Genomic DNA, 22,843 nt, shown 5'->3' on the forward strand with positions numbered 1-22,843 from the left:
ATTGCCAGTCTGTTACGGATGGAAATCCAGCCACCGATCTGCGGCTTTATCGGGGCGGGAGATAAACTGGAAGCGCGCCGGATCGTCAATAAACTGCTGATAGAGCGGCGCGGCAGTAATGCCGAATTCGCTGTAGCGCCGGGGGGTGATCGCCTGTAAGCGTCCCGGCGCGTAGTGCGGGTTATGCTGCCAGATAATCTGTTTTTCCTGTAACAGCGGATACCACGCCAGCCCCTTATGCGCCCGCACGGCATCGTACTCGAAGCCGTATTCGCGATCGCACCAGGCACCGAAAGTTAAGGGTTCATCCGGGCTGGCGGAAATGGTGGCATGTCCCCAGCCTGGGGGAACCAGCACTTTCTCGCCAGGACCGGCGATCACCGCAAAGCAGCGGCCCGGATCGTCCGCCACATACTCCTGCATATAGATAATCGCCCTGCCCTGCCAGATCTCGTACAGCTCCGGCGGCGACCAGCCGCTGTGCTGGCTGATACGGTGTACGTGCCCCTGGCTGCGTACCGGCTCGTCGCCCAGTTGCCCGGCGGCGTAGGTCACCACACCGAACAGCAGCATGCGTTTTTTCAGCTCGTCGCGATCCTGAATGCGCGCCACATCCATCGCGATGGCGTACACCTCATTCGGGCCGCGGCAGTGCGGATCGCGCAGCGAAGCGCGGATCTGATCGAGCGTGCGGATCTCCGCCAGCGGGCCGATGACCTCTCCGCCATAGCTGAACCCCAGCGGCTGACGATAGACAGTCATATCCAGACCGCAATCAAACGGCTGTTCTGCCATGGCATACCTCGCTTTCATCGGTGATGCGCAGCGCAAAACCGCTGCTGAGCGCGGCGTAATCGTGCCCGGCGCTGCACGGCCAGACTGCCAGCGCCGAGAGGGTTTCTGTGCCGGTATTGATCAGACGATGGGCGGTAAAACCGGGAATGATGTGTACGGATCCGGGCATGACCCTCTCCAGCCGCGCCTCCCCCTGCTCATTTTGCAGCAACAGCACGCCGCTGCCGCGCAGCCCGAAATAGACTTCGCCCTGTTCGCGGCGCTGGTGAAAATGACCCCGCGTCATAAAGTATTCATCGCCTACTTTGCCGGGGTAGAGGTGAGTGACGCCAACGTACAGCGCCCCGTCGGCGGTCGGGGAGTCAAACATCTCCACGACATAGACGCACTGGTGCGGATCGCATTGATGGAAGGCGAGCGTATCGGCGAATACGCCCTCCAGCTGGTGAAGGCAGGTCGATTTACGGATGCGCGAGCCATTGGCTAATGCGCCGCTGGCCCATGCCACCTGCGGCGGCAGAGGTAAAGAAGGTTTCATGGTTATCTCCGGCCCGAGGAGAACAACCCAATAACAGTAGCAGGTTAATCGATTAACTTAATGTGAAGGCTGCGCATTTTGATGCAGGGATCACAGGGGCGTTAAATAAAAATGCCAGCGGGTTTTCACCGGCTGGCATTGGCGTTTTATGCGTAACCTGTGCGTTAGTGAACTTCTTTCACGTCGACACGCAGTTCTTTCGGCACTTCAAAAACGATATTCTCTTCGCGGCCTTCCAGCGGAATAGCTTCGCCGCCGCCCAGCGCCTGTAAGCGCTTGATGACGTTCTGCACCAGAATATCCGGCGCGGAAGCGCCTGCGGTGACGCCCACACAGGCAGCGCTGGCGACCCAGGCTTCCTGAATGTCGTCGGCATCGTCAATGAGGTACGCCGCTTTACCCATGCGCTGCGCCAGCTCTGCCAGACGGTTGGAGTTGGAGGAGTTTTTCGACCCCACCACCAGCACCACGTCCGCCTGCTCCGCCAGGGCGCGCACCGCTTCCTGCCGGTTAGTGGTGGCGTAACAGATATCGTCTTTGCGCGGCCCGACGATTTTCGGGAAACGCACGCGCAGGGCGTCGATCACTTCAGAGGTATCGTCCACCGACAGCGTGGTCTGGGTCATAAACGACAGCTTACTTTCGTCTTTGACGTTCAGCGTGAAGACGTCGTCCGGGGATTCCACCAGATACATGCCGCCTTTCGGGTTGCTGTACTGCCCCATGGTGCCTTCCACTTCCGGATGACCGGCGTGACCAATCAGAATGGACTCTTCGCCGCGGCGGCTGGCGCGCGCCACTTCCATATGCACTTTAGTGACCAGCGGACAGGTGGCGTCAAAGACGGTTAAATCGCGGCTTTTCGCTTCGTTACGTACCGCCTGCGAAACGCCATGCGCCGAGAAAATCAGGATCGCGCCGTCCGGCACTTCGCTGATCTGCTCGATAAAAATCGCCCCGCGCTCGCGCAGGCTGTCCACCACGTAGCGGTTATGCACCACTTCATGACGCACATAAATCGGCGCGCCGTAAATCGCCAGCGCGTTTTCAACAATGCTGATAGCGCGGTCTACGCCAGCGCAGAAACCGCGCGGGTTAGCCAACAGGATCTGCATGTTATGCCTCCAGTACCGGATCGACTTCCAGCACTTCAATATCAAAATGGACGGTCTGGTTCGCCAGCGGATGGTTGAAATCAACGGTAATGGAATCGCCGTTAATTTCGCGGATCACGCCGGGCATTTCGCTGCCATCCATTGCGGTAAATAACATGATTGCGCCGATTTCCGGCTCGCCCGCGTCCATAAACTCACGACGGGAGAAATACTGGATCAGATCGGGGCTGACGACCCCGAAAGCCGCATCCGGCTCCAGCGAGAAGGCTTTTTTATCGCCCGCTTTCAGCCCCAGCAGATGCTGTTCCAGCCCTTCGGAGAGCGACCCGTCGCCCAGACGAAACAGCGCGGGTTTGCCGTTGTTACGGGTGGATTCCGCAGTGGAGCCATCTTCAAGTTTTAAGGTGAAGTGCACCAGTACTGCGCTGTTGCTCTGTATCGATTCAGACATGCAGGTTGCTCTATTTAAATTTTGTTGCCCGGTGGCGCTTCGCTTACCGGGCCTACAGGGATCGTAGGCCGGTGCAAGCGTAGCGCCGCCCGGCGATTGGTTATGCGAGTTTTTTCGCGCGGGAAGGCAAAAATCCTTCCAGCACGATCAGCGCCGCGCCAATGCAAATGGCCGTATCGGCCAGATTAAAGGTCGCGAAATGCCAGTTGCCGACGTAGAAATCGATCATGTCGACCACAAAACCGTGCCACAAACGGTCGAACAGATTACCCAGCGCACCGCCAATGATCAGCGCATAGGCAATGTTGTTCAGCTTCTGTGACGCCTTTGCGCGATACATCATGACCATGAGGATCACGCAAATGCCAAGGGCGATACCGGCAAAGAACCAGCGCTGCCAGCCGCCGCTGTCGGCGAGGAAACTGAACGCCGCGCCATAGTTACGCGCATAATGCAGATTAAGCGACGGGAACAGCGATACCGTATCCCCCAGAGCAAAGTTCTGGAGGATCAGGAATTTACTGCCCAGATCGATAATCAGCACGACCACTACCAGCCACAACCAGCGCAGCCCTGTTGAAAAGATCGGTTTACTCATCAGGCGAACTTACGTTTTTCACCGTCACCGGCGATGTTGCTGACACAGCGTCCGCAGATATCTGCGTGTTCCGCCACCTTGCCGACGTCGGTCGTGTAATGCCAGCAGCGCGGGCATTTTTCGCCTTCGGCTTTGCTGAGCGACACTTTCAGTCCCTTGAGCAGTTCGCTCTGTTGGGCGTCGTCGGACGCGGTTGCATAATCGGCAACCGCGGCCCCGGAGGTCAACAGGACAAATCGTAATTCATCACCCAGCGCCGTCAGTTTAGACGCCAGTTCAGGTTCTGCGTACAGGGTGACTGCCGCTTCCAGCGAACCGCCGACTTTTTTATCAGCACGCGCCTGCTCGATCACCTTGTTCACTTCGCCGCGCACTTTCAGCAGCTCGCTCCAGAACGCGTCGTTCATGGCTTCAGTTTCCGCCAGACCAAACAGGCCCTGGTACCATTCGCCGGTGAAGACGTATTTTTCGCGATCGCCTGGCAGGTAGCCCCAGATTTCATCGGCGGTGAAGGACATGATCGGCGCCATCCAGCGCACCAGCGCTTCGGCAATGTGGTACAGCGCGGTCTGACAGCTGCGGCGGGCCACGCTGTCTGCTTTCGCGGTGTACTGGCGATCTTTGATGATGTCGAGGTAGAACGAGCCCATTTCAACAGAGCAGAAGCGCATCAGGCGCTGTACCACTTCGTGGAAATCGTAAGACTCATACGCCTTCAGAATATCGTCCTGCGCCGCCTGCGCGCAGCCTACCGCCCAGCGATCCAGCACCACCATCTCTTCCGGTTTCACCATGTCGGTTGCCGGGTTGAACCCGTTCAGGTTCGCCAGCAGGAAGCGCGCGGTGTTACGGATACGGCGATAGCTGTCGGCAGCGCGTTTGAGGATCTCGTCAGACACCGCCATTTCGCCGGTGTAATCGGTAGAGGCCACCCACAGACGCAGAATATCCGCGCCGAGTTTGTTCATCACATCCTGCGGCGACACGGTGTTGCCGATAGATTTGGACATCTTGCGGCCCTGGCCATCAACGGTGAAACCGTGGGTCAGTACCTGGCGATACGGCGCTTTACCTTTCATGGCGGTGGAGATCATCAGGGAGGACATGAACCAGCCGCGGTGCTGGTCGGAGCCTTCCAGATACATATCCGCCGCGTGACCGGCAAATTCCGGACGCACATCCACAACGGAGGAGTGCGTGGATCCGGAATCGAACCAGACGTCCAGCGTATCCGGCACTTTCACGTAGTTGTCGGCGTCATCGCCCATGATCTCTTTCGCATCGAGATCCCACCAGGCCTGGATACCGTCAACTTCAACACGTTTCGCCACTTCTTCCATCAGTTCCAGGGTGCGCGGGTGCAGCTCTTCGGTGTCTTTATGCACGAACAGCGACATCGGCACGCCCCAGGTACGCTGACGGGAGATACACCAGTCAGGACGGTTAGCGACCATGGATTCGATACGCGCCTGGCCCCAGTCCGGGATCCACTGCACGCCTTTGATCTCAGACAGCGACTGCGCGCGCAGGCCTTTCTGATCCATGCTGATAAACCACTGCGGGGTGGCACGGAAGATGATCGGCGTTTTGTGACGCCAGCAGCACGGATAGCTGTGCTGCATTTTTTCGACGTGCAGCAGCGCGCCTTTTTCACGCAGCAGCTCAACGATGGTGTCGTTGGCTTTGAAAACGTTCAGACCGTCCAGCGTCGGGTAAGTGCCCGCCAGATAGGTACCGTCCGGGCCAACCGGGTTGGCGATTTCCAGACCGTATTTCTGGCTGATGGTGTAGTCGTCAGGGCCATGGCCGCCAGCGGTATGTACCGCGCCGGTACCGGCGTCGAGGGTTACGTGATCGCCAAGGATGGCCGGTACGTCAAAGCCCATAAACGGATGCGCAAAACGCATCAGCTCAAGTTCTGCGCCGTTCACGGTGCCCAGCACGCTGTAATCGGTCACGCCGATGCGTTTCATTACGCTCTCGACCAGATCTTTGGCGAGGATCAGCGCCTGGCCGTCAATCTGCACCAGCGCGTAATCGAATTCCGGCGACAGGGAGATCGCGCGGTTAGCAGGCAGCGTCCACGGGGTGGTGGTCCAGATCACCAGCGAGATCGGGCCAGCTACGCCCGGCAGGCCGAATTTGGCTTTGACCGCGTCCTGATCGACAGCCTGGAAGGCGACGTCAATGGATGGAGAGGTTTTGTCGTAATACTCCACTTCCGCTTCTGCCAGCGCAGAGCGGCAGTCAACGCACCAGTGTACCGGCTTCGCGCCTTTCAGCAGGTGACCGTTGCCGATGATTTTACCCAGCGCGCGGATGATATTGGCTTCGGTTTTGAAGTCCATGGTCAGGTACGGGTGCGACCAGTCGCCCAGCACGCCCAGACGGATAAAGTCTTCACGCTGACCGTTAACCTGGCTTGCGGCGTATTCGCGGCACTTGGCGCGGAATTCTGCGGCGGTGAACTTCTCGCCCGGCTTACCGAATTCCTGCTCCACTTTCAGCTCGATCGGCAGACCGTGGCAGTCCCAGCCCGGAACATAAGGCGAATCATAGCCCGCGAGTCCTTTGGACTTCACGATAATGTCTTTCAGAATCTTGTTAACCGAGTGACCAATATGAATGCTGCCATTCGCATAGGGAGGGCCATCATGCAGAATGAAGGTTTTTTTGCCTTTTTTCGCCGCACGGATGATGCCGTACAGATCATCATCGGTCCAGCGCGCCAGCATTCCCGGCTCGCGTTTGGCGAGATCGCCACGCATCGGGAACCCTGTTTCCGGCAAATTCAGGGTAGATTTATAGTCACTCATCAGATTCTCGGTTCCGTATTTAAAACATATGTTGGCGTTACGCCGGGTTTTGTAGCCCTAAAAACTCGCGGGCGGTTAATTCATCTCGCGCAATTTGCGCTTTGAGTTCATCCAGCGAGGCAAATCGCTGCTCACTGCGGATTTTTTTTCGCAGTATGACATCTATATGGCGTCCGTAGAGGTCCATTACAACGTCTAACAGATGCACTTCCAGCTGCTGGCGCACGCCTGCCACCGTGGGTCGCGTACCGATATTGGCCACGCCCGGCAGGGGTTTATCGCCCAGCCCCGTTACTTCAACGGCATAGACCCCTTTAACCGGGGAGACCTGGCGGCGCAGCGGGATATTCGCCGTCGGGAAGCCGATGGTGCGGCCCAGCGCATCGCCATGCACCACGCGCCCGGAAATTGTAAAAGGATGGCCTAACAGGCTTTCCGCCAGCGCGATGTCGTCGTTCGCCAGCGCCTGACGCACCGCCGTGCTGCTGACGCGTACGCCATCCTGACAGAAGGTTTGCGTGCTGGTGACGTCAAAACCATACTCCAGCCCGGCCTTCTGTAATAACAAGAAATCGCCCTGACGACCAGCGCCATAGCGGAAATCATCCCCCACAGCGAGGAACTGCACGCCGAGGCGGTCAACCAGCAAATCGCTGACGAAGTTTTGCGCCGTCAGCGCGGCAAAGCGCCTGTCGAAGCGCACGCACAGCACGTAATCCACGCCGCATTCGGCCAGATAACGCAGCTTGTCACGCAGGCGCGTCAGGCGGGCGGGCGCTTTATCGCCCGCGAACAGCTCCAGCGGCTGCGGCTCAAAAATCATCACCACAACCGGTAAACCACGTGCGCGGCCTTCTTCACGCAGCCCCTCGATCAGGGCCTGATGACCACGATGCACGCCGTCGAAATTACCAATAGTCAGCACACACCCGCGCGGGGCCTGGCTGAGATTATGTATGCCGCGTATCAGCTTCATGTCTGGCTCAAAAACGGGGAAATCGGCAGAGTATACCTTGTACAGCGTTCAAGGTTAACCGGCGATTGGCCTTCGTAAACAGAAAGCTGTGTTGATTTCATTGTGCTTATGTCAGGCATGCGAAAAAACTGCCCCTTGCCTGTGATTTTTATGGCGGAAAAGCTGTATCTACGCGCGGCTTGCTGGTAGAATCCTGCGCCATCACACGTAACGAGTGTCGCTACGCAGCGGCGCTTATTTGCACAAATCCATTGACAAAAGAAGGCTAAGAGGGCATATTCCTCGGCCTTTGAATTGTCCACATAGATCATATTTGGGAGTTGGACCTTGGCTAATATCAAATCAGCTAAGAAGCGCGCCGTTCAGTCTGAAAAGGCACGCAAGCACAACGCAAGCCGTCGCTCTATGATGCGTACTTTCATCAAGAAAGTATACGCAGCGATTGAAGCTGGCGACAAAGCAGCTGCGCAGAAAGCATTTAACGAAATGCAACCGATCGTGGATCGTCAGGCCGCTAAAGGTCTGATCCACAAAAACAAAGCAGCGCGTCATAAGGCTAACCTGACCGCGCAGATCAACAAACTGGCTTAATCGCCCGCTTGTTGTACTTTGTTGAAGAAACCCGCTCAGGCGGGTTTTTTTACGTCTGCGGTAAAGTAAAGAGCGTCGAGTAGTCCCGGTTACAGATACGCTGCACGGCGGGATGCTGGATCATGCGTTCGGCAAAAATCGCGTGATACTCCTCCATGATGTTCTCCACCCGTCCTATCTCAATCATGTGCTCGTCGGCATAGAAGTCCTGGGCGTAAAGCGTCGGGGCGACAAAAATAGCGTTATGCGCCGCGCCAAAGGCTTTCATCAGCGCCGCATCATCAAACTCCCCCAGAATTTCCACCTCCAGCCCCTGCGAACTAAACCAGTTGAGCAGCTTACGCCCGAGCATCGAGCGACGGCCGGGAATTAATAACCGGCGTTCTTCAAGGCAGCCTGGAAAAGGCCTGGCAGGCGGCGGGTTAAGACACCAGAAGCTGACGCCGCACTCGCCAATCTTCACCGAGAACAGCCCCTCTTCCTGCGTGGAATCGATCGGGCAGTCCGAGATGATCATATCCAGCTTGTGCTGGCTGAGCTGCTCCAGCAGCATTTCATGGGTGGATTCAAAACAGCGCAGATGAATTTGCTCATTTTCCACCACCGCCGCGTCCAGCACGCCGCTGACCAGCCGTTTCGACAGGGCATCCGCCACGCCCACATCAAACAGCAGGTTAGACTCTTTACGGTAGTTAACGATATCGAGCATTTCCTGGCTGAGGGTGAACATCTTATCGGCGTAGCGGAAAACCAGTTCCCCCAGCTCGCTGGGTTCAAGGCCACGGCCTTTACGCTTAAACAGCTTGCCCTGTAAACGATCTTCCAGCGCCTTGATCTGGCCGGTGATGGTCTGCGGTGTCAGGTGCAGCACCTCGGCCGCCCCGACCACCGAACCCTGCTGATAGACCTGCCAGAAGTAGTACAGATGGTTGTAGTTAATATGCGCCATAACCTTCTCCTGCCCGTGACAGCGCAGGCTGCTCAGGGCAGCCTGCATTTGTCGGTTATACGGGCTTTAACCGCGAGCGCAGCAGGACGTAGCCCACCACGGCGGAGACCAACGACCCGAGCAGGATCCCCAGCTTCGCCAGGTCCACCAGCTCCGGCTCCAGCTCGGCAAAGGCGAGCGTGGTGATAAAGATAGACATGGTGAAGCCAATCCCGCACAGCACGCCCACGGCCATAATCTGGTTGAACGCCGTGCCGTGCGGCAGTTTCGCCAGCTTCAGGCGCAGCGCAAGCCAGGTAAAGAGGGTAATACCGAGCGGCTTGCCGATAAACAGACCGGCAATAATACCCAGCGGCAGCATGGAGGCCAGGCTGGTCGGCGTCACGCCCGCAAGCGAAACGCCCGCATTGGCAAAGGCAAACAGCGGCAGGATCAGCCAGCTCACCCAGGGGCTCAGCACGTGCTCCAGATTTTTTGCCGGTGAGACGCCGTCTTTTTCCTTCAGCGGGATAAAGAAGCCGATGATCACCCCGGCGATAGTCGCGTGCACGCCGGACTTCAGCACCGCCGTCCACAGCACCAGTCCCACGAGAATATAAATCCCCGTCCGCCGCACGTTCAGGGCATTGAGCAGCGCCAGCACCACTATCGCCGCGGCCGCCACGCCCAGCGACAGCATCGACAGCTGGCTGGTGTAGAACAGTGCGATGATCAGGATCGCGCCCAGGTCATCGATAATCGCCAGCGCCATCAGGAAAATCTTCAGCGCCACCGGAATGCGGTTCCCCAGTAACGCCAGCACGCCCAGGGCAAAAGCAATATCGGTGGCGGTAGGGATCGCCCAGCCGTGACGGGCAATGGGATCGTGAACGTTAAACAGCAGGTAGATAAGCGCAGGCAGTACCATACCGCCTAAAGCGGCGATGACCGGAAAAGCGGCCTGCTGGCGCGTCGCCAGCGATCCCTGCACCAGTTCGCTTTTCACTTCCAGGCCAATGGCCAGGAAGAAGACGGCCATCAGGGCGTCGTTGATCCACAGCAGCATATCTTTATGAATCTCAAGGGATCCAACGGTTAACTCCACCGGGATGCTGAGAAAATCACGATACAGGCCGCTGGTCGCGTCGAGGTTTGCCATGATCATCGCCAGCAGGGCAGCAACGATCAGCGTAACGCCACCAGAGGCGTCGCTGTTAATAAAACGATGTAAGACCTTCATTATTCTTTTCTCTCCGACAACGAAGCACATGTGGGGCCATCTTAAAGAGAATGAAGGTTCGATAAAAGCAGATTATCACTGACCAATAACTCAGTTTTCCCGAGTATTGAAGCAATAAAAAAACCGATACCCGGTAAAAGGTATCGGTTTTGTGCAAAGACAGCCGTCTTCGGATTAACGGGTCAAATCGTCAAAGAACTTTTTCACGCCGTCGAAGAAGCTTTTGGAGCGCGGGCTGTTGTGTTCGCCCGTCGGCCCACCAAAGCTGTCCTGCAGATCTTTCAGCAGCTGTTTCTGCTTCTCGTTCAGGCCCACCGGGGTTTCCACCACCACGCGGCATAACAGATCGCCCTGCGCGCCGCCGCGCACGGATTTCACGCCCTTGCCGCGCATACGGAACAGTTTACCGGTCTGCGTTTCATGGGGCACTTTCAGCTTCACGCGGCCATCCAGCGTCGGCACTTCGATTTCGCCGCCAAGCGCAGCCATCGCAAAGTTGATCGGCACTTCACAGTACAGGTTATTGCCTTCACGTTCGAAGATCGGGTGCTGTTTCACCTGCACCTGAACGTACAGATCGCCTGCCGGTGCGCCGTGCTCACCTGCTTCACCTTCGCCGGACAGACGAATGCGATCGCCGGTATCGACACCCGCCGGGATTTTAACCGACAGGGTTTTGCTCTTCTCTACGCGGCCATGACCGTGGCATTTGTTGCACGGATCTTTAATGATCGAACCGCGGCCCTGACAGTGCGGACACGCCTGCTGCACCGCAAAGAAGCCCTGGCGCATCTGCACCTGACCGGAACCATGACAGGTCGGACAGGTCTGCGGTTGCGTCCCCACTTTCGCGCCGCTGCCGTGGCAAACGTCACACTCTTCCAGCGTCGGAATGCGGATCTCTTTGGTAACGCCACGAACGGCTTCTTCGAGCGTCAGCTCCATGTTGTAACGTAAATCAGCCCCACGCGACGCCCGTTGACGCCCGCGACCACCACCGAAAATATCGCCAAACACGTCGCCGAAAATATCGCTGAAGTCGGCTCCGCCGCCGCCAAAACCACCGCCGCCACCCATGCCGCCCTGTTCAAACGCAGCATGGCCGTACTGGTCGTAAGCGGCACGTTTCTGGGCATCAGTGAGGACTTCGTAGGCTTCTTTAATTTCTTTGAATTTGGCTTCGGCCTCTTTATCGCCCTGGTTGCGGTCCGGGTGAAATTTCATGGCCAGGCGTTTGTACGCCTTTTTGATTTCACGCTCTTCCGCTGATTTGGAAACGCCTAAAATCTCGTAATAATCTTGCTTTGCCATCTTTTTTTTCTGCCCCTCACATGCGTGCACGGGCGGAGAGGAAACCTCTTCGCCCGTGCCAGTATTTACCCGTTCAAAGGGCGATTATTTTTTGTCTTTAACTTCTTCGAACTCAGCGTCGACAACGTCGTCATCTTTGCCATGGTTCGCAGAAGCGTCAGCACCGCCCGCCTGCTGCTGTGCATGCTGCTGCTGAGCGATTTCCATCAGCTTCTGAGAAGCCTGGGCCAGCGCCTGCATTTTCGCTTCGATGTCGGCTTTATCTTCGCCTTTCAGAGAAGTTTCCAGCGCGCTCAGCGCAGACTCGATAGCGGTTTTGTCGTCAGCCGGCAGCTGATCGCCTGCTTCTTCAACCTGCTTACGGGTGCTGTGCAGCAGATGGTCGCCCTGGTTGCGGGTCTGTACCAGCTCTTCGAACTTACGGTCAGATTCCGCGTTCGCTTCAGCATCGCGCACCATTTTCTGGATTTCTTCTTCGTTCAGACCAGAAGATGCCTTGATGGTGATTTTCTGCTCTTTGCCGCTGTTTTTGTCTTTCGCGGAAACGTGCAGGATACCGTCGGCATCGATGTCGAAGGTCACTTCGATCTGCGGCATACCGCGCGGCGCCGGGTTGATACCGTCGAGGTTGAACTGACCCAGTGATTTGTTATCGGAAGCGCGTTTACGCTCACCCTGAATCACGTGGATAGTTACCGCAGACTGGTTATCTTCCGCCGTCGAGAACACCTGGCTGTGCTTGGTCGGGATAGTGGTGTTCTTGCTGATCAGCGGAGTCATCACGCCGCCCATGGTTTCGATACCCAGCGACAGCGGGGTAACGTCCAGCAGCAGAACGTCTTTCACTTCACCGGTCAGCACGCCGCCCTGAACCGCAGCACCGATTGCCACTGCTTCGTCCGGGTTAACGTCTTTACGCGGCTCTTTGCCGAAGAACTCAGCCACTTTCTTCTGAACCATTGGCATACGAGTCTGACCACCGACCAGGATCACGTCGTTGATGTCAGAAACAGACAGGCCAGCGTCCTGCAGCGCCACTTTCAGCGGCTCGATGGAACGGTTCACCAGGTCTTCGACCAGGCTTTCCAGTTTCGCGCGAGTCACTTTGATGTTCATGTGTTTCGGACCGGTGGCGTCTGCGGTGATGTACGGCAGGTTCACGTCGGTCTGCTGTGCGGAAGACAGCTCGATTTTCGCTTTTTCTGCCGCTTCTTTCAGACGCTGCATGGCCAGCGGGTCGTTACGCAGGTCAATGCCCTGGTCTTTCTTAAATTCTTCAACGAGGTAGTTGATCATGCGGCTGTCGAAGTCTTCACCACCGAGGTGAGTATCACCGTTGGTTGCCAGAACTTCGAAGGTTTTTTCGCCGTCAACTTCGTCGATTTCGATAATGGAGATATCGAAAGTACCGCCGCCCAGGTCATAAACCGCGATAGTACGGTTGCCCACTTCTTTGTCGAGGCCGTAAGCCAGCGCCGCAGCGGTCGGTTCGTTGATGATACGTTTTACTTCCAGGCCCGCGATACGGCCGGCGTCTTTGGTCGCCTGACGCTGCGCATCGTTAAAGTAAGCCGGAACAGTGATAACCGCTTCAGTTACTGGTTCGCCCAGATAATCTTCCGCCGTTTTCTTCATTTTTTTCAGCACTTCAGCAGAGATCTGCGGCGGTGCGGTTTTGGTGCCTTTCACATCAAGCCAGGCATCGCCGTTATCGGCAGCAATGATTTTGTACGGCATGATGGACACGTCACGCTGAACTTCTTCGTCCTGGAAGCGGCGACCGATCAGGCGTTTAATCGCAAAAAGGGTATTTTGCGGGTTTGTCACGGCCTGACGTTTAGCCGGCTGACCAACGAGAGTTTCACCGTCCTGAGTATAAGCAATGATAGAAGGCGTGGTGCGATCGCCCTCGGCGTTCTCCAGCACACGTGCAGTGGTGCCGTCCATAATCGCTACACAAGAGTTGGTTGTACCCAGGTCGATACCAATAATTTTACCCATCTAAACGTCTCCACTAAAAATTCGTCATCATGTGGTTGTGGATCTGTAATAAGGGCAAATGAATGGCTTTCAACTGCCCCCTGAGTGTTTTTTTCAGATCCACTCACTTCGGTTGACTACAAGATGGGGTCGTAAAGGAAGGCATCAAGGGGGGCGGCTAAAAAATTTTTTAATTTCACCCTGTTCAGATCATAGACACCGTGACCGCCGCTCATTATGATGCCGCGCCCCGCCTCCTCTATCCCTGGCGTGGGCTTTTACTTTCACCATTTTAATGATGATTTTTTCCTTGAGGACTTATGGGCGACACTAAGTTGGCTAATCCGGCACCGCTGGGCTTAATGGGCTTCGGCATGACCACTATTCTGCTCAACCTGCACAATATTGGTATGTTCCCGCTGGATGGCGTGATCCTGGCGATGGGTATTTTCTACGGCGGTATCGCGCAGATTTTTGCAGGTCTGCTGGAATTTAAAAAAGGCAATACCTTTGGTTTAACCGCCTTTACCTCTTACGGCTCTTTCTGGCTGACGCTGGTCGCCATTCTGCTGCTGCCGAAAATGGGTCTGGCGGCTGCGGCTGACGGCCATTTCCTCGGCGTGTATCTGGGCATCTGGGGCGTGTTCACCCTGTTTATGTTCTTCGGTACGCTGAAAGGCCCGCGCATGCTGCAGTTCGTATTCCTGAGCCTGACCGTGCTGTTTGCCCTGCTGTGCGCCGGTCACCTGGCGGACAACGAAAGCATTGTGCATATTGCTGGCTGGATTGGCCTGGTCTGCGGCGCAAGCGCCATTTACCTGGCGATGGGTGAAGTCCTGAACGAACAATTTGGCCGCACCGTGCTGCCAATTGGTGAAAAGCGCTAATCTCCCTGCTTATTAAAATGCAGAGCCTGGCTCTGCATTTTTTTTGCCCTCGCGCCGCGTCATTGTCCTGCCGCGCAAAAATGCGGTATTTTCATCAGCTCTTTCTTTTTAACAAGGACTGCCGATGATGCGGTTATCTCCCCTTCCGTTGGGGTTACTCTCTCTGGGGCTGATAGCGACAGCACCGGCGCGGGCGATCCCCATGCCACCCGCTCCCGCCGTCACCAATGTTGAATGGCTACCCGGCAGCACCGTGCGCATGGGCGATACCATTAACGCTATTTTTCGCGTCTCGCTGGCGAGCGGCGACGCCAATGATATGTGGATGAATATTGACTGCCGCACACAGCAAAAGACGTTGCTGTTTATGGACGTGCAGGCAAAATCCCGCCCCTCTCTGCGCGTCTATGGCATGAATTCCATTTCCCGTTATACGCCGGGCGTTCCCTTTGAACCTGATGCTGACAGCCTGTTCGCCACCAAAACCGAGCTGGACGTGTGCCAGAAAAATGTGCCGGAACCGCGCTGGGCGGGGCTATCCTCCGCCGACGAACAGGCTGACCGCCTGTATGTGGATGTGAACAACAGCCAGCGTGAAGAGCGGATGCTGAAAGTGCGGCTCGCCACGGATTACGCGCGCATTTACCGTGACGAGAAGTACGCCGCGCCTTACTCAATGAAAATTGACGAGATGATGCTTAACTGCGAAACCGGCGAGGGCATGGCGCTTAACCACTTTGCGCTGGATAAGCAGTTTGTTACCGACAGCCAGACGCCCATCGCGGCAAAATTCACCCCGCTCGCCCCGCCGCTGGCAAAAGTGGCGAAAACCCTGTGCAGCGTAAAAGATCTGCATGAGTTTACCGGCAGCGGCCCGCTGGCGGCGCGGGAAAAAACGCCTGCGGAAAACCAGCTGACGCCGCCGGATTTCCCGCAAAACGAACCTGGCCCCATTCAGCGCTATCCGCTGGGCAAACAGGCCGCTGAGGGTGTCAGCCAGGCGATGACCCGCCCCGATCAGCATCCCGCCTTCACCCGCCTGACCTACACCCAGCACTGGGCCGATGATGCCAGTGAAACCTCCGTCACCCGCATCGACGTGCTGCCGGATGGCTCCACCCTGGCGCTGGATACGCTGACGCTGGGCAATGTGACCTTTTATTCGCAGTATCAGCGGCTGTTTAATATCGTCAACATCCGGGAATGGGATTCGATGAATCCTGCGCCGCTGGTCGGACAGACGCTGGACAACAGCTTCAGTCTGCCGCCACAGCCGGGCGGTGAATACCGCTGGCAGACCCTGCTTGCCGACGGCAAAAGCGCCGGGAAAGAGAAAACGAAAAGCCAGCTGTGCCGGGCGGAAGATGAGTGGCAGTCTGCCTCCGCGCTCAGTAAGCGTTTCAGCGGACGTTATCTGGAACTGAGCTGCACCGACGATCGCGGCGATGGCAAAGCGATGAGCAGCGATTACGCGTGGATAGAAGATCTGCGGGTGTTTATCCGCATCGGCTATCAGGAAGACGGGAAGAAAAAACGCTTCACCTTCTCAGACGTCACCATCCTGCGCTGAGCGTAAAACAAAAATGCAGAGCCAGGCTCTGCATTTTTTTACATCTGCTGAAGCGGCCGCTCCGCTACCGTATCGTCATGATACAGATCCTGGCGCAGCCAGACGCCCAGTCCTAACCCCACCAGCGACAGCGCCAGCACGTACCACGCGGGCGCCATTGGCGAGACGCCCATCAGCATGGTGACGGCGATCGGCGTCAGGCCGCCAAAAATGGCGTAAGAGACGTTGTAGGAAAAGGAGATGCCGGTAAAACGTACTTCCGCGGGGAAAGCCCGCACCATCACATAAGGCACCGCCCCCACCACGCCGACGCACAGCCCCACCAGGCCATAGAGCGCGAAGAGATACTGCGGATGCGCCCCCGCCAGGTGGTAAAACAGCCAGCTTGAGCAGGCCAGCAGCAGGCTGCCGGTAATAAAGGTTTTGCTCGCCCCAAAGCGATCCGCTGCCAGCCCCGCCAGCAGACAGCCGATGCACAGCATAATGGTGGCGATACTGTTGGCCTGTAAGGTAAGCGCAGGCGCAAGGCCATACTGTTTTTGCAGCCAGACGGGGGACATCAGGATCACCACCACGATCCCCGCCGACAGCAGCCAGGTCAGCAGCATGGATACCACCACCGCTTTCCGGTGCCTGACCACCACGGCCTTCACCGGCAACTCCTGGGCCAGCGCTTTACGCTGCTGCATTTCGAGGAAAATGGGCGTCTCCTGCAACCAGCGGCGCAGATACATGGCAATCAGACCAAACACGCCCCCCAGCAGGAACGGAATACGCCAGCCGTACTCGTGCACCGCCTGTGGCGTCAGGCTGGTGTTAACCAGCGTCGCCACCACCGAGCCCAGCAGGATCCCGACGGTCAGCCCGGCGGTCAGCGTGCCGCAGGCGATACCGATACGGTTGCCCGGCACATGCTCGGCAACAAAAACCCAGGCCCCCGGCACTTCACCGCCAATCGCCGCCCCCTGCAACAGGCGCATCAGCAGCAGCAACAGCGGCGCTGCGATACCAATGGAGGCATAGGTCGGCAGCAGACCCATCGCCAGCGTCGGGATCGCCATGAGCAGGATGCTCAGGGTGAACATCTTTTTACGCCCCACCAGATCGCCAAAGTGCGCCATGATGATGCCGCCCAGCGGACGCGCCAGGTAACCGGCGGCGAAAATACCGAAGGTCTGCACCTGGCGCAGCCATTCCGGTATATCTGCCGGGAAAAACAGCTCGCCGACAACGGCGGCAAAGAAGACGAAGATGATGAAGTCATAAAACTCCAGCGCCCCGCCAAGGGCAGCGAGGGAGAGCGTTTTGACATCCTGACGATTCAGAGGGCGTGTGTAATGTGACATAACCGACCATTGTGCAGAGGTGAATTGACGTTATTTTCGATACAGCATGTAAAGTAAAAATTACTATATCGTAAATAATTCAGCACGCCACAGGCAGCTCAGGTTATGTCACAAAAGGCTTATTTTTAGCCGTTTATGTCGCGTATTGCGCTTTTAGGACGAAATGCTGCTACCACTTCCGGATGCGTCTCCACATAGGGGCCATCCAGCAGCTGTACACAATACGGTACACTGGCAAAAATACCGTGCACCAGCGGGCTGCCATCGGCGGCTTTCACGCCTTCCAGGGTTTCCTGAATGGATTTCGGCTGGCCGGGAAGGTTAAGGATCAGCGCCTGTTTGCGGATCACCCCCACCTGGCGGGAAAGGATAGCCGTGGGCACATAGTGCAGGCTGATCTGGCGCATCTGCTCGCCAAAGCCGGGCATCTCGCGATCCGCGACCGCCAGCGTGGCGTCCGGCGTGACGTCACGACGCGCCGGGCCGGTGCCGCCGGTGGTCAGCACCAGGTGACAGCTCATCTCATCCACCAGCTCGCACAGCGTCTGCTCGATGATCGCCTGCTCATCGGGGATCAGTCGGGTTTCCAGCGTAAAGGGGGTTTTGAGGGCGCGCGTCAGCCAGCTTTCCAGCGCGGGCAACCCTTTGTCTTCATAGACACCGCTTGATGCGCGGTCTGAAATTGACACTAAGCCAATGCGTAAAGTATCCATCGTCATTCCGTTTTTAGTCATTCACTATCACGGAATAATACACGTCGGGGAAAAGGACAGACAGGGGGGAAGCGGATAAGCGTGACCGGAGGCCCGGCCACGCTTCGGGGATTACAGCAGATCGCCGATCATTTTTTCCAGTTTTTCCTGGTCGACCGCAAACTTACGGATACCATCCGCCAGTTTGTCTACCGCCATCGGATCCTGGTTGTGCTGCCACAGGAATTCAGATTCGGTGATACGTGCCGGACGCGCTTTAACTTCGCCGCTGAAGGAAAGTTTACGCTCGATAGTGCCTTCGCTTTCCGCCAGCTCTTTCAGCAGGGCCGGAGCGATGGTCAGACGATCGCAACCCGCCAGCTCAACGATTTCGCCAACGTTACGGAAGCTTGCGCCCATGACCACGGTTTCATAGCCGTGCTGTTTGTAGTACTCGTAGATTTCCGTTACGGAAACCACGCCCGGATCTTCAGCCGGTGCGTACTCTTTCTTATCGGTATTCGCTTTGTACCAGTCGAGGATACGGCCGACGAACGGAGAAATCAGGAACACGCCCGCTTCCGCACAGGCACGGGCCTGCGCGAAGGAGAACAGCAGCGTCAGGTTACAGTTGATACCTTCTTTTTCCAGCTGCTCAGCGGCACGAATACCCTGCCAGGTGGACGCCAGTTTGATCAGGATACGGTCATTGCTGATGCCCGCATCGTTATACAGTTTGATCAGGCGCTTAGCTTTGGCGATAGACGCTTCGGTATCGTAGGACAGACGCGCATCCACTTCAGTTGAGATACGGCCCGGGATCAGTTTCAGAATTTCCAGACCGATATTGACGGCCAATTTGTCCGAAGCATCGACGATCTGCTGCGCGCGATCGCTGCTCTGGCTTTTCGCCCAGGTGACAGCGTCGTCAATCAGTTTGCGGTATTCAGGGATCTGGGCTGCGTTAAGGATCAGAGAAGGGTTGGTTGTGGCATCCTGCGGCTGATACAGCTTCATTGCCGCGATGTCTCCAGTGTCGGCCACCACGGTGGTGAACTGACGAAGGGAGGTCAATTTATCCGTCATAATAGTGTTTCTCTTTAAACAGCTTGTTAGGGGGATGTAACCGGTCTGCCCAGATAATATCACGCCACTCTGTCAGCGCAACCGCAGTCAATTGGCAAGCGCAGAGTATGATAAACTCGCGGTTCGACAGCGCCGCGCGCGGTAAGCGGGCGTGGCCTAACGGCATGAACAAGAGGAATGTGAATGCCTGATTTCTTTTTATTCATCAATGAAATACTGTGGGGATCGGTGATGATCTACCTGCTGTTGGGTGCAGGGATCTGGTTCACCTTTCGCAGCGGTTTTATCCAGTTTCGCTATATCCGTCTCTTCGCACGCAGCCTTATTACCAGCGTCAGGCCGCAGCCCGGCGGGCTCTCCTCCTTTCAGGCGTTATGCGTCAGCCTTGCCGCCCGTTTTGGCAACGGCAACCTTGCCGGCGTGGCGCTGGCGGTCACCGCTGGCGGACCGGGGGCGGTGTTCTGGATGTGGGTTTCTGCGCTGATCGGCATGGCGACCGCCTTTGCCGAATGTTCCCTCTCCCAGCTGTATAAAGAGCGCGACCAGAACCAGCAGTTTCGCGGCGGTCCGGCGTGGTATCTCGCCAGAGGGCTGGGAATGCGCTGGCTGGGCGTGCTGTTTTCCGTTTTGCTGTTGATCGCCTACGGTCTGATCTTCAACACCATGCAGGCGAACGCCGTAGCCGGTGCCGTTCACTTTGCTTTTGCGATGCCGGGCGGCGTGGCGGGCCTTGTGCTGGCGCTGCTCAGTTTGTTGTTTATTCTGCGCGGGATGCACGGCGTGGCGCGGCTGATGCAGTGGGTGGTGCCGGTGATGGCGGTGCTGTGGGTGGGCGCCAGCCTGCTGATTACGCTGTGGCATGCCGACCAGCTTCCGCACATCCTCATGCTGATTGTGAAAAGCGCCTTTGGCTGGGAGGAAGCCGCCGCCGGGACGCTGGGCTATACCTTAAGCCAGGCGATCACCAGCGGCTTTCAGCGCGGAATGCTCTCCAACGAGGCCGGGCTTGGCTCAACGCCCAACGTCGCCGCGGCGGCAGTCTCCTGGCCGCCTCACCCGGCAGCGCAGGGGATCGTGCAGATGATTGGCGTGGTGATCGACACCATTGTGGTCAGTACGGCCAGCGCAATGGTGATCCTGCTGGCGGATGAATATGCCACCCGGCCTGCCAGCGATGGCATACAGCTGATGCAGCACGCGCTGGTGTCGCTGACCGGCAACTGGGGGGCGGGTTTTGTCGCTTTTGTCATTCTGCTTTTCGCCTTCACCTCTATTGTGGTGAACTACCTCTATGCCGAAAATAACCTCGTCTTCCTGCGGCTACATAACAAAAAGAACGTCTGGCTGCTGCGCGCCGCGACTCTGACAATGGTGATGGCCGGTTCGCTGGTGAGTCTGCCGGTTGTCTGGCAGATCGCCGATGTGGTGATGGCGTTAATGGCGCTGATCAACCTGATGGCGCTGCTGCTGCTCTCGCCGGTGGTAACCATTATCGCCAGCGATTATCTGCGCCAGCGTAAGCTGGGTATCAGGCCGGTATTCAATCCCGGACGTTATCCGGAAATCGAACGCCAGCTGGCGCCCGGCACCTGGGACGAGGTGCCGCGCGAATAATGGCGGCAATCGCAACAATCGATCAATCAGGGTGATTTTTTTGCTACAGTCACCCAAAATTTCCCGCAAGGACTGGATATGCTGATTCTGATTTCACCGGCAAAAACGCTGGATTACCAAAGCCCGCTGGCGACAACCCGCTATACGCAGCCGGAGTTACTGGATCATTCCCAGCGTCTGATTGACGTTGCGCGTAAGCTCTCCGCGCCGCAAATTAAAGCGCTGATGGGCATCAGCGATAAGCTTGCCGATCTCAACGCCACCCGCTTTCACGACTGGCAGCCGGACTTCACTCCGGACAATGCCCGCCAGGCGATCCTCGCCTTTAAAGGCGACGTTTATACCGGCTTGCAGGCGGAAACCTTCAGCGAAGAGGATTTCGATTTTGCCCAGCAGCATCTGCGTATGCTCTCCGGGTTATACGGCGTGCTGCGTCCGCTGGATCTGATGCAGCCTTATCGCCTGGAAATGGGTATCCGCCTTGAGAACCCGCAGGGCAGCGATCTCTATCAGTTCTGGGGCGAAACCATCACCCAAAAACTGAACGAGGCGCTGGCGGCGCAGGGCGATCAGGTGATCGTGAACCTCGCCTCGGATGAGTATTTCCGCGCGGTGAAACCGAAGCTGCTCGACGGCGAGATCATCAAGCCGGTGTTCCTGGATGAGAAGAACGGTAAGTTCAAGGTGATCAGCTTCTACGCCAAAAAAGCGCGTGGGCTGATGAGCCGCTACATTATTCAAAATCGCCTGAAGACTCCGGCGCAGCTGAAGGATTTTGCGGTGGAAGGTTATGCGTTTGACGAAGAAATGTCAGGGAAAGGTGAGTTAGTGTTTAAGCGCCGCGAGCAGTAATCGCCCCCGTTGATGCCCTTGCTGCCCGGTGGCGCTACGCTTACCGGGCCTACGGGTGGTTGGGCTGGACATGCCCGGTGGCGCTACGCTTACCGGGCCTACGGTGGTGACGGGACGTTGTTGATTTGTAGGCCCGGCAAGCTTGCGCCGCCGGGCAACGTCATCACATTACGCTCTTGCCATCATCAGCTTACGCAGCGCCGCGAAATCCGCCGGCAGGGTATGGGACAGCTGCGGTAAATCGGCGCGTGCCGCCAGTTCCTGCGGCAGTTCCAGCGGTTCGCCGAGGATCGCTTCCACGCTCTCTTTGAATTTCGCCGGATGCGCCGTGCCGAGGAACAAACCGTATTCCCCCGGATGCAGCTGATCGCGCAGCGCGCGGTAGGCTATCGCCGCATGCGGCTCAGAAAGGTAGCCCTTCTCTTTCAGCTCGCGCATGGTGGACTTCGTGGTCTCATCGTCCACCGCCGCATAGCCCAGCTCGTTAAGACGCCAGATTTTGCGACGGAACAGCTCTTCCACGCGCGGCCAGTTATTTGGCTGGCTCACGTCCATGGCGTTTGACAGCGTGGCCTGGGTCGCTTTCGGCGACCATTCGCCCCCCTGCAAAAAGCGCGGAACGGTGTCGTTGGCGTTGGTGGCCGCGATAAAACGCTTCACCGGCAGGCCGAGGGATTTTGCCAGCAGCCCGGCAGTCAGATCGCCAAAGTTACCGCTCGGCACCGAGATCACCAGCTGGTTACGGGCTTCCTGCGGCAGCTGCGCCACCGCTTCAAAGTAATAGCAGATCTGCGCCAGCAGGCGGCTGATGTTAATGGAGTTGGCGGAGTTAAGCCCCAGCGCCACCTTCAGTTCTTCATCGTCAAAGGCCTGCTTCACCAGCGCCTGACAGGCATCAAAATCCCCGTCAATGGCGACGGTTTCAATATTGCCGCCCAGCGTGCAGAACAATTTTTCCTGCAACGGGCTGATTTTGCCCTGCGGGTAGAGGATCACCACGCGCACGTTTTCGAGGCCGTAAAACGCATGGGCTACTGCCGCGCCGGTGTCGCCGGAGGTGGCGGTCAGGATGGTCACCGGCTTGTCGCCGCTGATGTGCGTCAGCATCTGCGCCATAAAGCGCCCGCCGAAATCTTTAAAGGCCAGCGTCGGGCCGTGGAACAGCTCCAGACAGCCGATATCCTCTTCCACCTGGCTGACCGGCGCCGGGAAGGCGAAGGCGGCGCGCACGCGGGCTTCGAGGATCTCCTCCGGGATCTCATCGCCAATAAAGGCGGCGAGGATTTTGCTGCTGCGGGTGACGAAATCCATCTCCAGCATGGCATCGATTTCGGTCAGGCCGAATTCCGGCAGATCGTGCGGGAAGAACAGCCCCTGATTTTTACCTAACCCCTGCGTGATTGCCTGGGCAAAACTGACCTGCTCGTTGTGATCTTTAAGATTGTAGAGTTTCATTC

General features: G+C 57.3%; 20 protein-coding genes and 1 pseudogene. 5 read left to right on the forward strand and 16 right to left on the reverse strand.

The features are described 5' to 3' along the window. Positions 1 to 12 precede the first annotated feature (12 nt). The 8 genes and pseudogenes from ACQUTD_RS12505 to ACQUTD_RS12540 form a co-directional block, all read right to left on the reverse strand. Entirely contained in the window at positions 13 to 795 is a 783-nt protein-coding gene (locus ACQUTD_RS12505; RefSeq protein ID WP_473276355.1) for a glucose-6-phosphate isomerase family protein, read from the reverse strand. Further along, a complete protein-coding gene (locus ACQUTD_RS12510) occupies positions 776 to 1,333 on the reverse strand; it encodes a glucose-6-phosphate isomerase family protein (protein WP_473276357.1) in 558 nt (185 codons plus the stop codon). Before ACQUTD_RS12510 ends, ACQUTD_RS12505 begins: the two co-directional genes overlap by 20 nt. 164 nt (positions 1,334 to 1,497) lie before the next feature. Continuing rightward, positions 1,498 to 2,448, reverse strand: a complete 951-nt coding sequence (gene ispH / locus ACQUTD_RS12515; RefSeq protein ID WP_072570482.1) for a 4-hydroxy-3-methylbut-2-enyl diphosphate reductase — start codon at positions 2,446 to 2,448, stop codon at positions 1,498 to 1,500. A gap of 1 nt (position 2,449) precedes the next feature. Then, entirely contained in the window at positions 2,450 to 2,899 is a 450-nt protein-coding gene (gene fkpB / locus ACQUTD_RS12520; RefSeq protein WP_088220739.1) for an FKBP-type peptidyl-prolyl cis-trans isomerase, read from the reverse strand. Between the two features lie 100 nt (positions 2,900 to 2,999). Then, positions 3,000 to 3,497, reverse strand: a complete 498-nt coding sequence (lspA, locus tag ACQUTD_RS12525; RefSeq protein WP_072570480.1) for a signal peptidase II — start codon at positions 3,495 to 3,497, stop codon at positions 3,000 to 3,002. Next, entirely contained in the window at positions 3,497 to 6,313 is a 2,817-nt protein-coding gene (gene ileS / locus ACQUTD_RS12530; protein ID WP_473276360.1) for an isoleucine--tRNA ligase, read from the reverse strand. Before ileS ends, lspA begins: the two co-directional genes overlap by 1 nt. Before the next feature lie 37 nt (positions 6,314 to 6,350). Continuing rightward, positions 6,351 to 7,289, reverse strand: coding sequence for a bifunctional riboflavin kinase/FAD synthetase (gene ribF / locus ACQUTD_RS12535; protein WP_072570478.1), 939 nt, complete (start codon positions 7,287 to 7,289; stop codon positions 6,351 to 6,353). 7 nt (positions 7,290 to 7,296) lie between these two features. Next, a pseudogene (locus tag ACQUTD_RS12540) lies at positions 7,297 to 7,509 on the reverse strand (DUF2575 domain-containing protein); the annotation flags it as partial. A 107-nt stretch (positions 7,510 to 7,616) separates the two neighbouring features. Between ACQUTD_RS12540 and rpsT the strand changes: the two are divergent. Continuing rightward, complete coding sequence (gene rpsT, locus ACQUTD_RS12545) at positions 7,617 to 7,880, forward strand: 30S ribosomal protein S20 (RefSeq protein ID WP_002887965.1); 264 nt, start codon at positions 7,617 to 7,619, stop codon at positions 7,878 to 7,880. A 49-nt stretch (positions 7,881 to 7,929) separates the two neighbouring features. On the opposite strand, the gene nhaR is transcribed toward rpsT, so the two are convergent. The 4 genes from nhaR to dnaK form a co-directional block, all read right to left on the reverse strand. Further along, complete coding sequence (gene nhaR / locus ACQUTD_RS12550; protein WP_473276366.1) at positions 7,930 to 8,829, reverse strand: transcriptional activator NhaR; 900 nt, start codon at positions 8,827 to 8,829, stop codon at positions 7,930 to 7,932. 55 nt (positions 8,830 to 8,884) lie between these two features. Beyond that, a complete protein-coding gene (gene nhaA, locus ACQUTD_RS12555; protein ID WP_473276369.1) occupies positions 8,885 to 10,048 on the reverse strand; it encodes a Na+/H+ antiporter NhaA in 1,164 nt (387 codons plus the stop codon). 174 nt (positions 10,049 to 10,222) lie between these two features. Then, a complete protein-coding gene (gene dnaJ, locus ACQUTD_RS12560) occupies positions 10,223 to 11,359 on the reverse strand; it encodes a molecular chaperone DnaJ (RefSeq protein WP_072570475.1) in 1,137 nt (378 codons plus the stop codon). Between the two features lie 84 nt (positions 11,360 to 11,443). Further along, positions 11,444 to 13,360: a molecular chaperone DnaK gene (dnaK, locus tag ACQUTD_RS12565; RefSeq protein ID WP_072570474.1), complete on the reverse strand. Its 1,917-nt coding sequence runs from the start codon at positions 13,358 to 13,360 to the stop codon at positions 11,444 to 11,446. 299 nt (positions 13,361 to 13,659) lie between these two features. Here dnaK and satP point away from each other — a divergent pair, with 299 nt between their 5' ends. Both satP and ACQUTD_RS12575 read left to right on the forward strand, forming a co-directional pair. Continuing rightward, positions 13,660 to 14,226: an acetate uptake transporter gene (gene satP / locus ACQUTD_RS12570; protein ID WP_072570473.1), complete on the forward strand. Its 567-nt coding sequence runs from the start codon at positions 13,660 to 13,662 to the stop codon at positions 14,224 to 14,226. Between the two features lie 124 nt (positions 14,227 to 14,350). Then, positions 14,351 to 15,796 (forward strand): hypothetical protein, encoded by a 1,446-nt coding sequence (locus ACQUTD_RS12575; protein WP_473276372.1) that lies wholly within the window; start codon positions 14,351 to 14,353, stop codon positions 15,794 to 15,796. 38 nt (positions 15,797 to 15,834) lie between these two features. On the opposite strand, the gene ACQUTD_RS12580 is transcribed toward ACQUTD_RS12575, so the two are convergent. The 3 genes from ACQUTD_RS12580 to tal all read right to left on the reverse strand — a co-directional run bounded on the left by ACQUTD_RS12580 (position 15,835) and on the right by tal (position 18,920). Further along, a complete protein-coding gene (locus tag ACQUTD_RS12580; protein ID WP_318364097.1) occupies positions 15,835 to 17,142 on the reverse strand; it encodes an MFS transporter in 1,308 nt (435 codons plus the stop codon). Between the two features lie 125 nt (positions 17,143 to 17,267). Beyond that, complete coding sequence (gene mog / locus ACQUTD_RS12585; protein ID WP_321988570.1) at positions 17,268 to 17,855, reverse strand: molybdopterin adenylyltransferase; 588 nt, start codon at positions 17,853 to 17,855, stop codon at positions 17,268 to 17,270. A gap of 111 nt (positions 17,856 to 17,966) precedes the next feature. Then, on the reverse strand, positions 17,967 to 18,920 hold the full coding sequence (gene tal / locus ACQUTD_RS12590; RefSeq protein ID WP_072570469.1) for a transaldolase: 954 nt from the start codon (positions 18,918 to 18,920) through the stop codon (positions 17,967 to 17,969). Between the two features lie 183 nt (positions 18,921 to 19,103). Here tal and ACQUTD_RS12595 point away from each other — a divergent pair, with 183 nt between their 5' ends. After that, on the forward strand, positions 19,104 to 20,534 hold the full coding sequence (locus tag ACQUTD_RS12595) for an amino acid carrier protein (RefSeq protein WP_473276376.1): 1,431 nt from the start codon (positions 19,104 to 19,106) through the stop codon (positions 20,532 to 20,534). Between the two features lie 78 nt (positions 20,535 to 20,612). Beyond that, positions 20,613 to 21,386 carry a peroxide stress protein YaaA gene (gene yaaA, locus ACQUTD_RS12600; protein ID WP_473276378.1) on the forward strand — a complete coding sequence of 258 codons (774 nt, stop codon included), beginning with the start codon at positions 20,613 to 20,615 and terminating at the stop codon, positions 21,384 to 21,386. Between the two features lie 168 nt (positions 21,387 to 21,554). On the opposite strand, the gene thrC is transcribed toward yaaA, so the two are convergent. Beyond that, positions 21,555 to 22,841 carry a threonine synthase gene (gene thrC, locus ACQUTD_RS12605; protein WP_473276379.1) on the reverse strand — a complete coding sequence of 429 codons (1,287 nt, stop codon included), beginning with the start codon at positions 22,839 to 22,841 and terminating at the stop codon, positions 21,555 to 21,557. Between the last annotated feature and the right edge of the window lie 2 nt (positions 22,842 to 22,843).

Source organism: Enterobacter sp. K510 (assembly GCF_055804875.1).

Coding starts and splice junctions, on each gene's coding strand:
- fkpB (WP_088220739.1), bottom strand. CDS start 2,899: ATGTCTGAATCGATACAGAGCAACAGCGCAGTACTGGTGCACTTCACC.
- ACQUTD_RS12505 (WP_473276355.1), bottom strand. CDS start 795: ATGGCAGAACAGCCGTTTGATTGCGGTCTGGATATGACTGTCTATCGT.
- nhaR (WP_473276366.1), bottom strand. CDS start 8,829: ATGGCGCATATTAACTACAACCATCTGTACTACTTCTGGCAGGTCTAT.
- ACQUTD_RS12595 (WP_473276376.1), top strand. CDS start 19,104: ATGCCTGATTTCTTTTTATTCATCAATGAAATACTGTGGGGATCGGTG.
- nhaA (WP_473276369.1), bottom strand. CDS start 10,048: ATGAAGGTCTTACATCGTTTTATTAACAGCGACGCCTCTGGTGGCGTT.
- ACQUTD_RS12510 (WP_473276357.1), bottom strand. CDS start 1,333: ATGAAACCTTCTTTACCTCTGCCGCCGCAGGTGGCATGGGCCAGCGGC.
- ACQUTD_RS12575 (WP_473276372.1), top strand. CDS start 14,351: ATGATGCGGTTATCTCCCCTTCCGTTGGGGTTACTCTCTCTGGGGCTG.
- ileS (WP_473276360.1), bottom strand. CDS start 6,313: ATGAGTGACTATAAATCTACCCTGAATTTGCCGGAAACAGGGTTCCCG.
- dnaK (WP_072570474.1), bottom strand. CDS start 13,360: ATGGGTAAAATTATTGGTATCGACCTGGGTACAACCAACTCTTGTGTA.
- thrC (WP_473276379.1), bottom strand. CDS start 22,841: ATGAAACTCTACAATCTTAAAGATCACAACGAGCAGGTCAGTTTTGCC.
- ispH (WP_072570482.1), bottom strand. CDS start 2,448: ATGCAGATCCTGTTGGCTAACCCGCGCGGTTTCTGCGCTGGCGTAGAC.
- mog (WP_321988570.1), bottom strand. CDS start 17,855: ATGGATACTTTACGCATTGGCTTAGTGTCAATTTCAGACCGCGCATCA.
- ACQUTD_RS12580 (WP_318364097.1), bottom strand. CDS start 17,142: ATGTCACATTACACACGCCCTCTGAATCGTCAGGATGTCAAAACGCTC.
- dnaJ (WP_072570475.1), bottom strand. CDS start 11,359: ATGGCAAAGCAAGATTATTACGAGATTTTAGGCGTTTCCAAATCAGCG.
- yaaA (WP_473276378.1), top strand. CDS start 20,613: ATGCTGATTCTGATTTCACCGGCAAAAACGCTGGATTACCAAAGCCCG.
- tal (WP_072570469.1), bottom strand. CDS start 18,920: ATGACGGATAAATTGACCTCCCTTCGTCAGTTCACCACCGTGGTGGCC.
- lspA (WP_072570480.1), bottom strand. CDS start 3,497: ATGAGTAAACCGATCTTTTCAACAGGGCTGCGCTGGTTGTGGCTGGTA.
- ribF (WP_072570478.1), bottom strand. CDS start 7,289: ATGAAGCTGATACGCGGCATACATAATCTCAGCCAGGCCCCGCGCGGG.
- satP (WP_072570473.1), top strand. CDS start 13,660: ATGGGCGACACTAAGTTGGCTAATCCGGCACCGCTGGGCTTAATGGGC.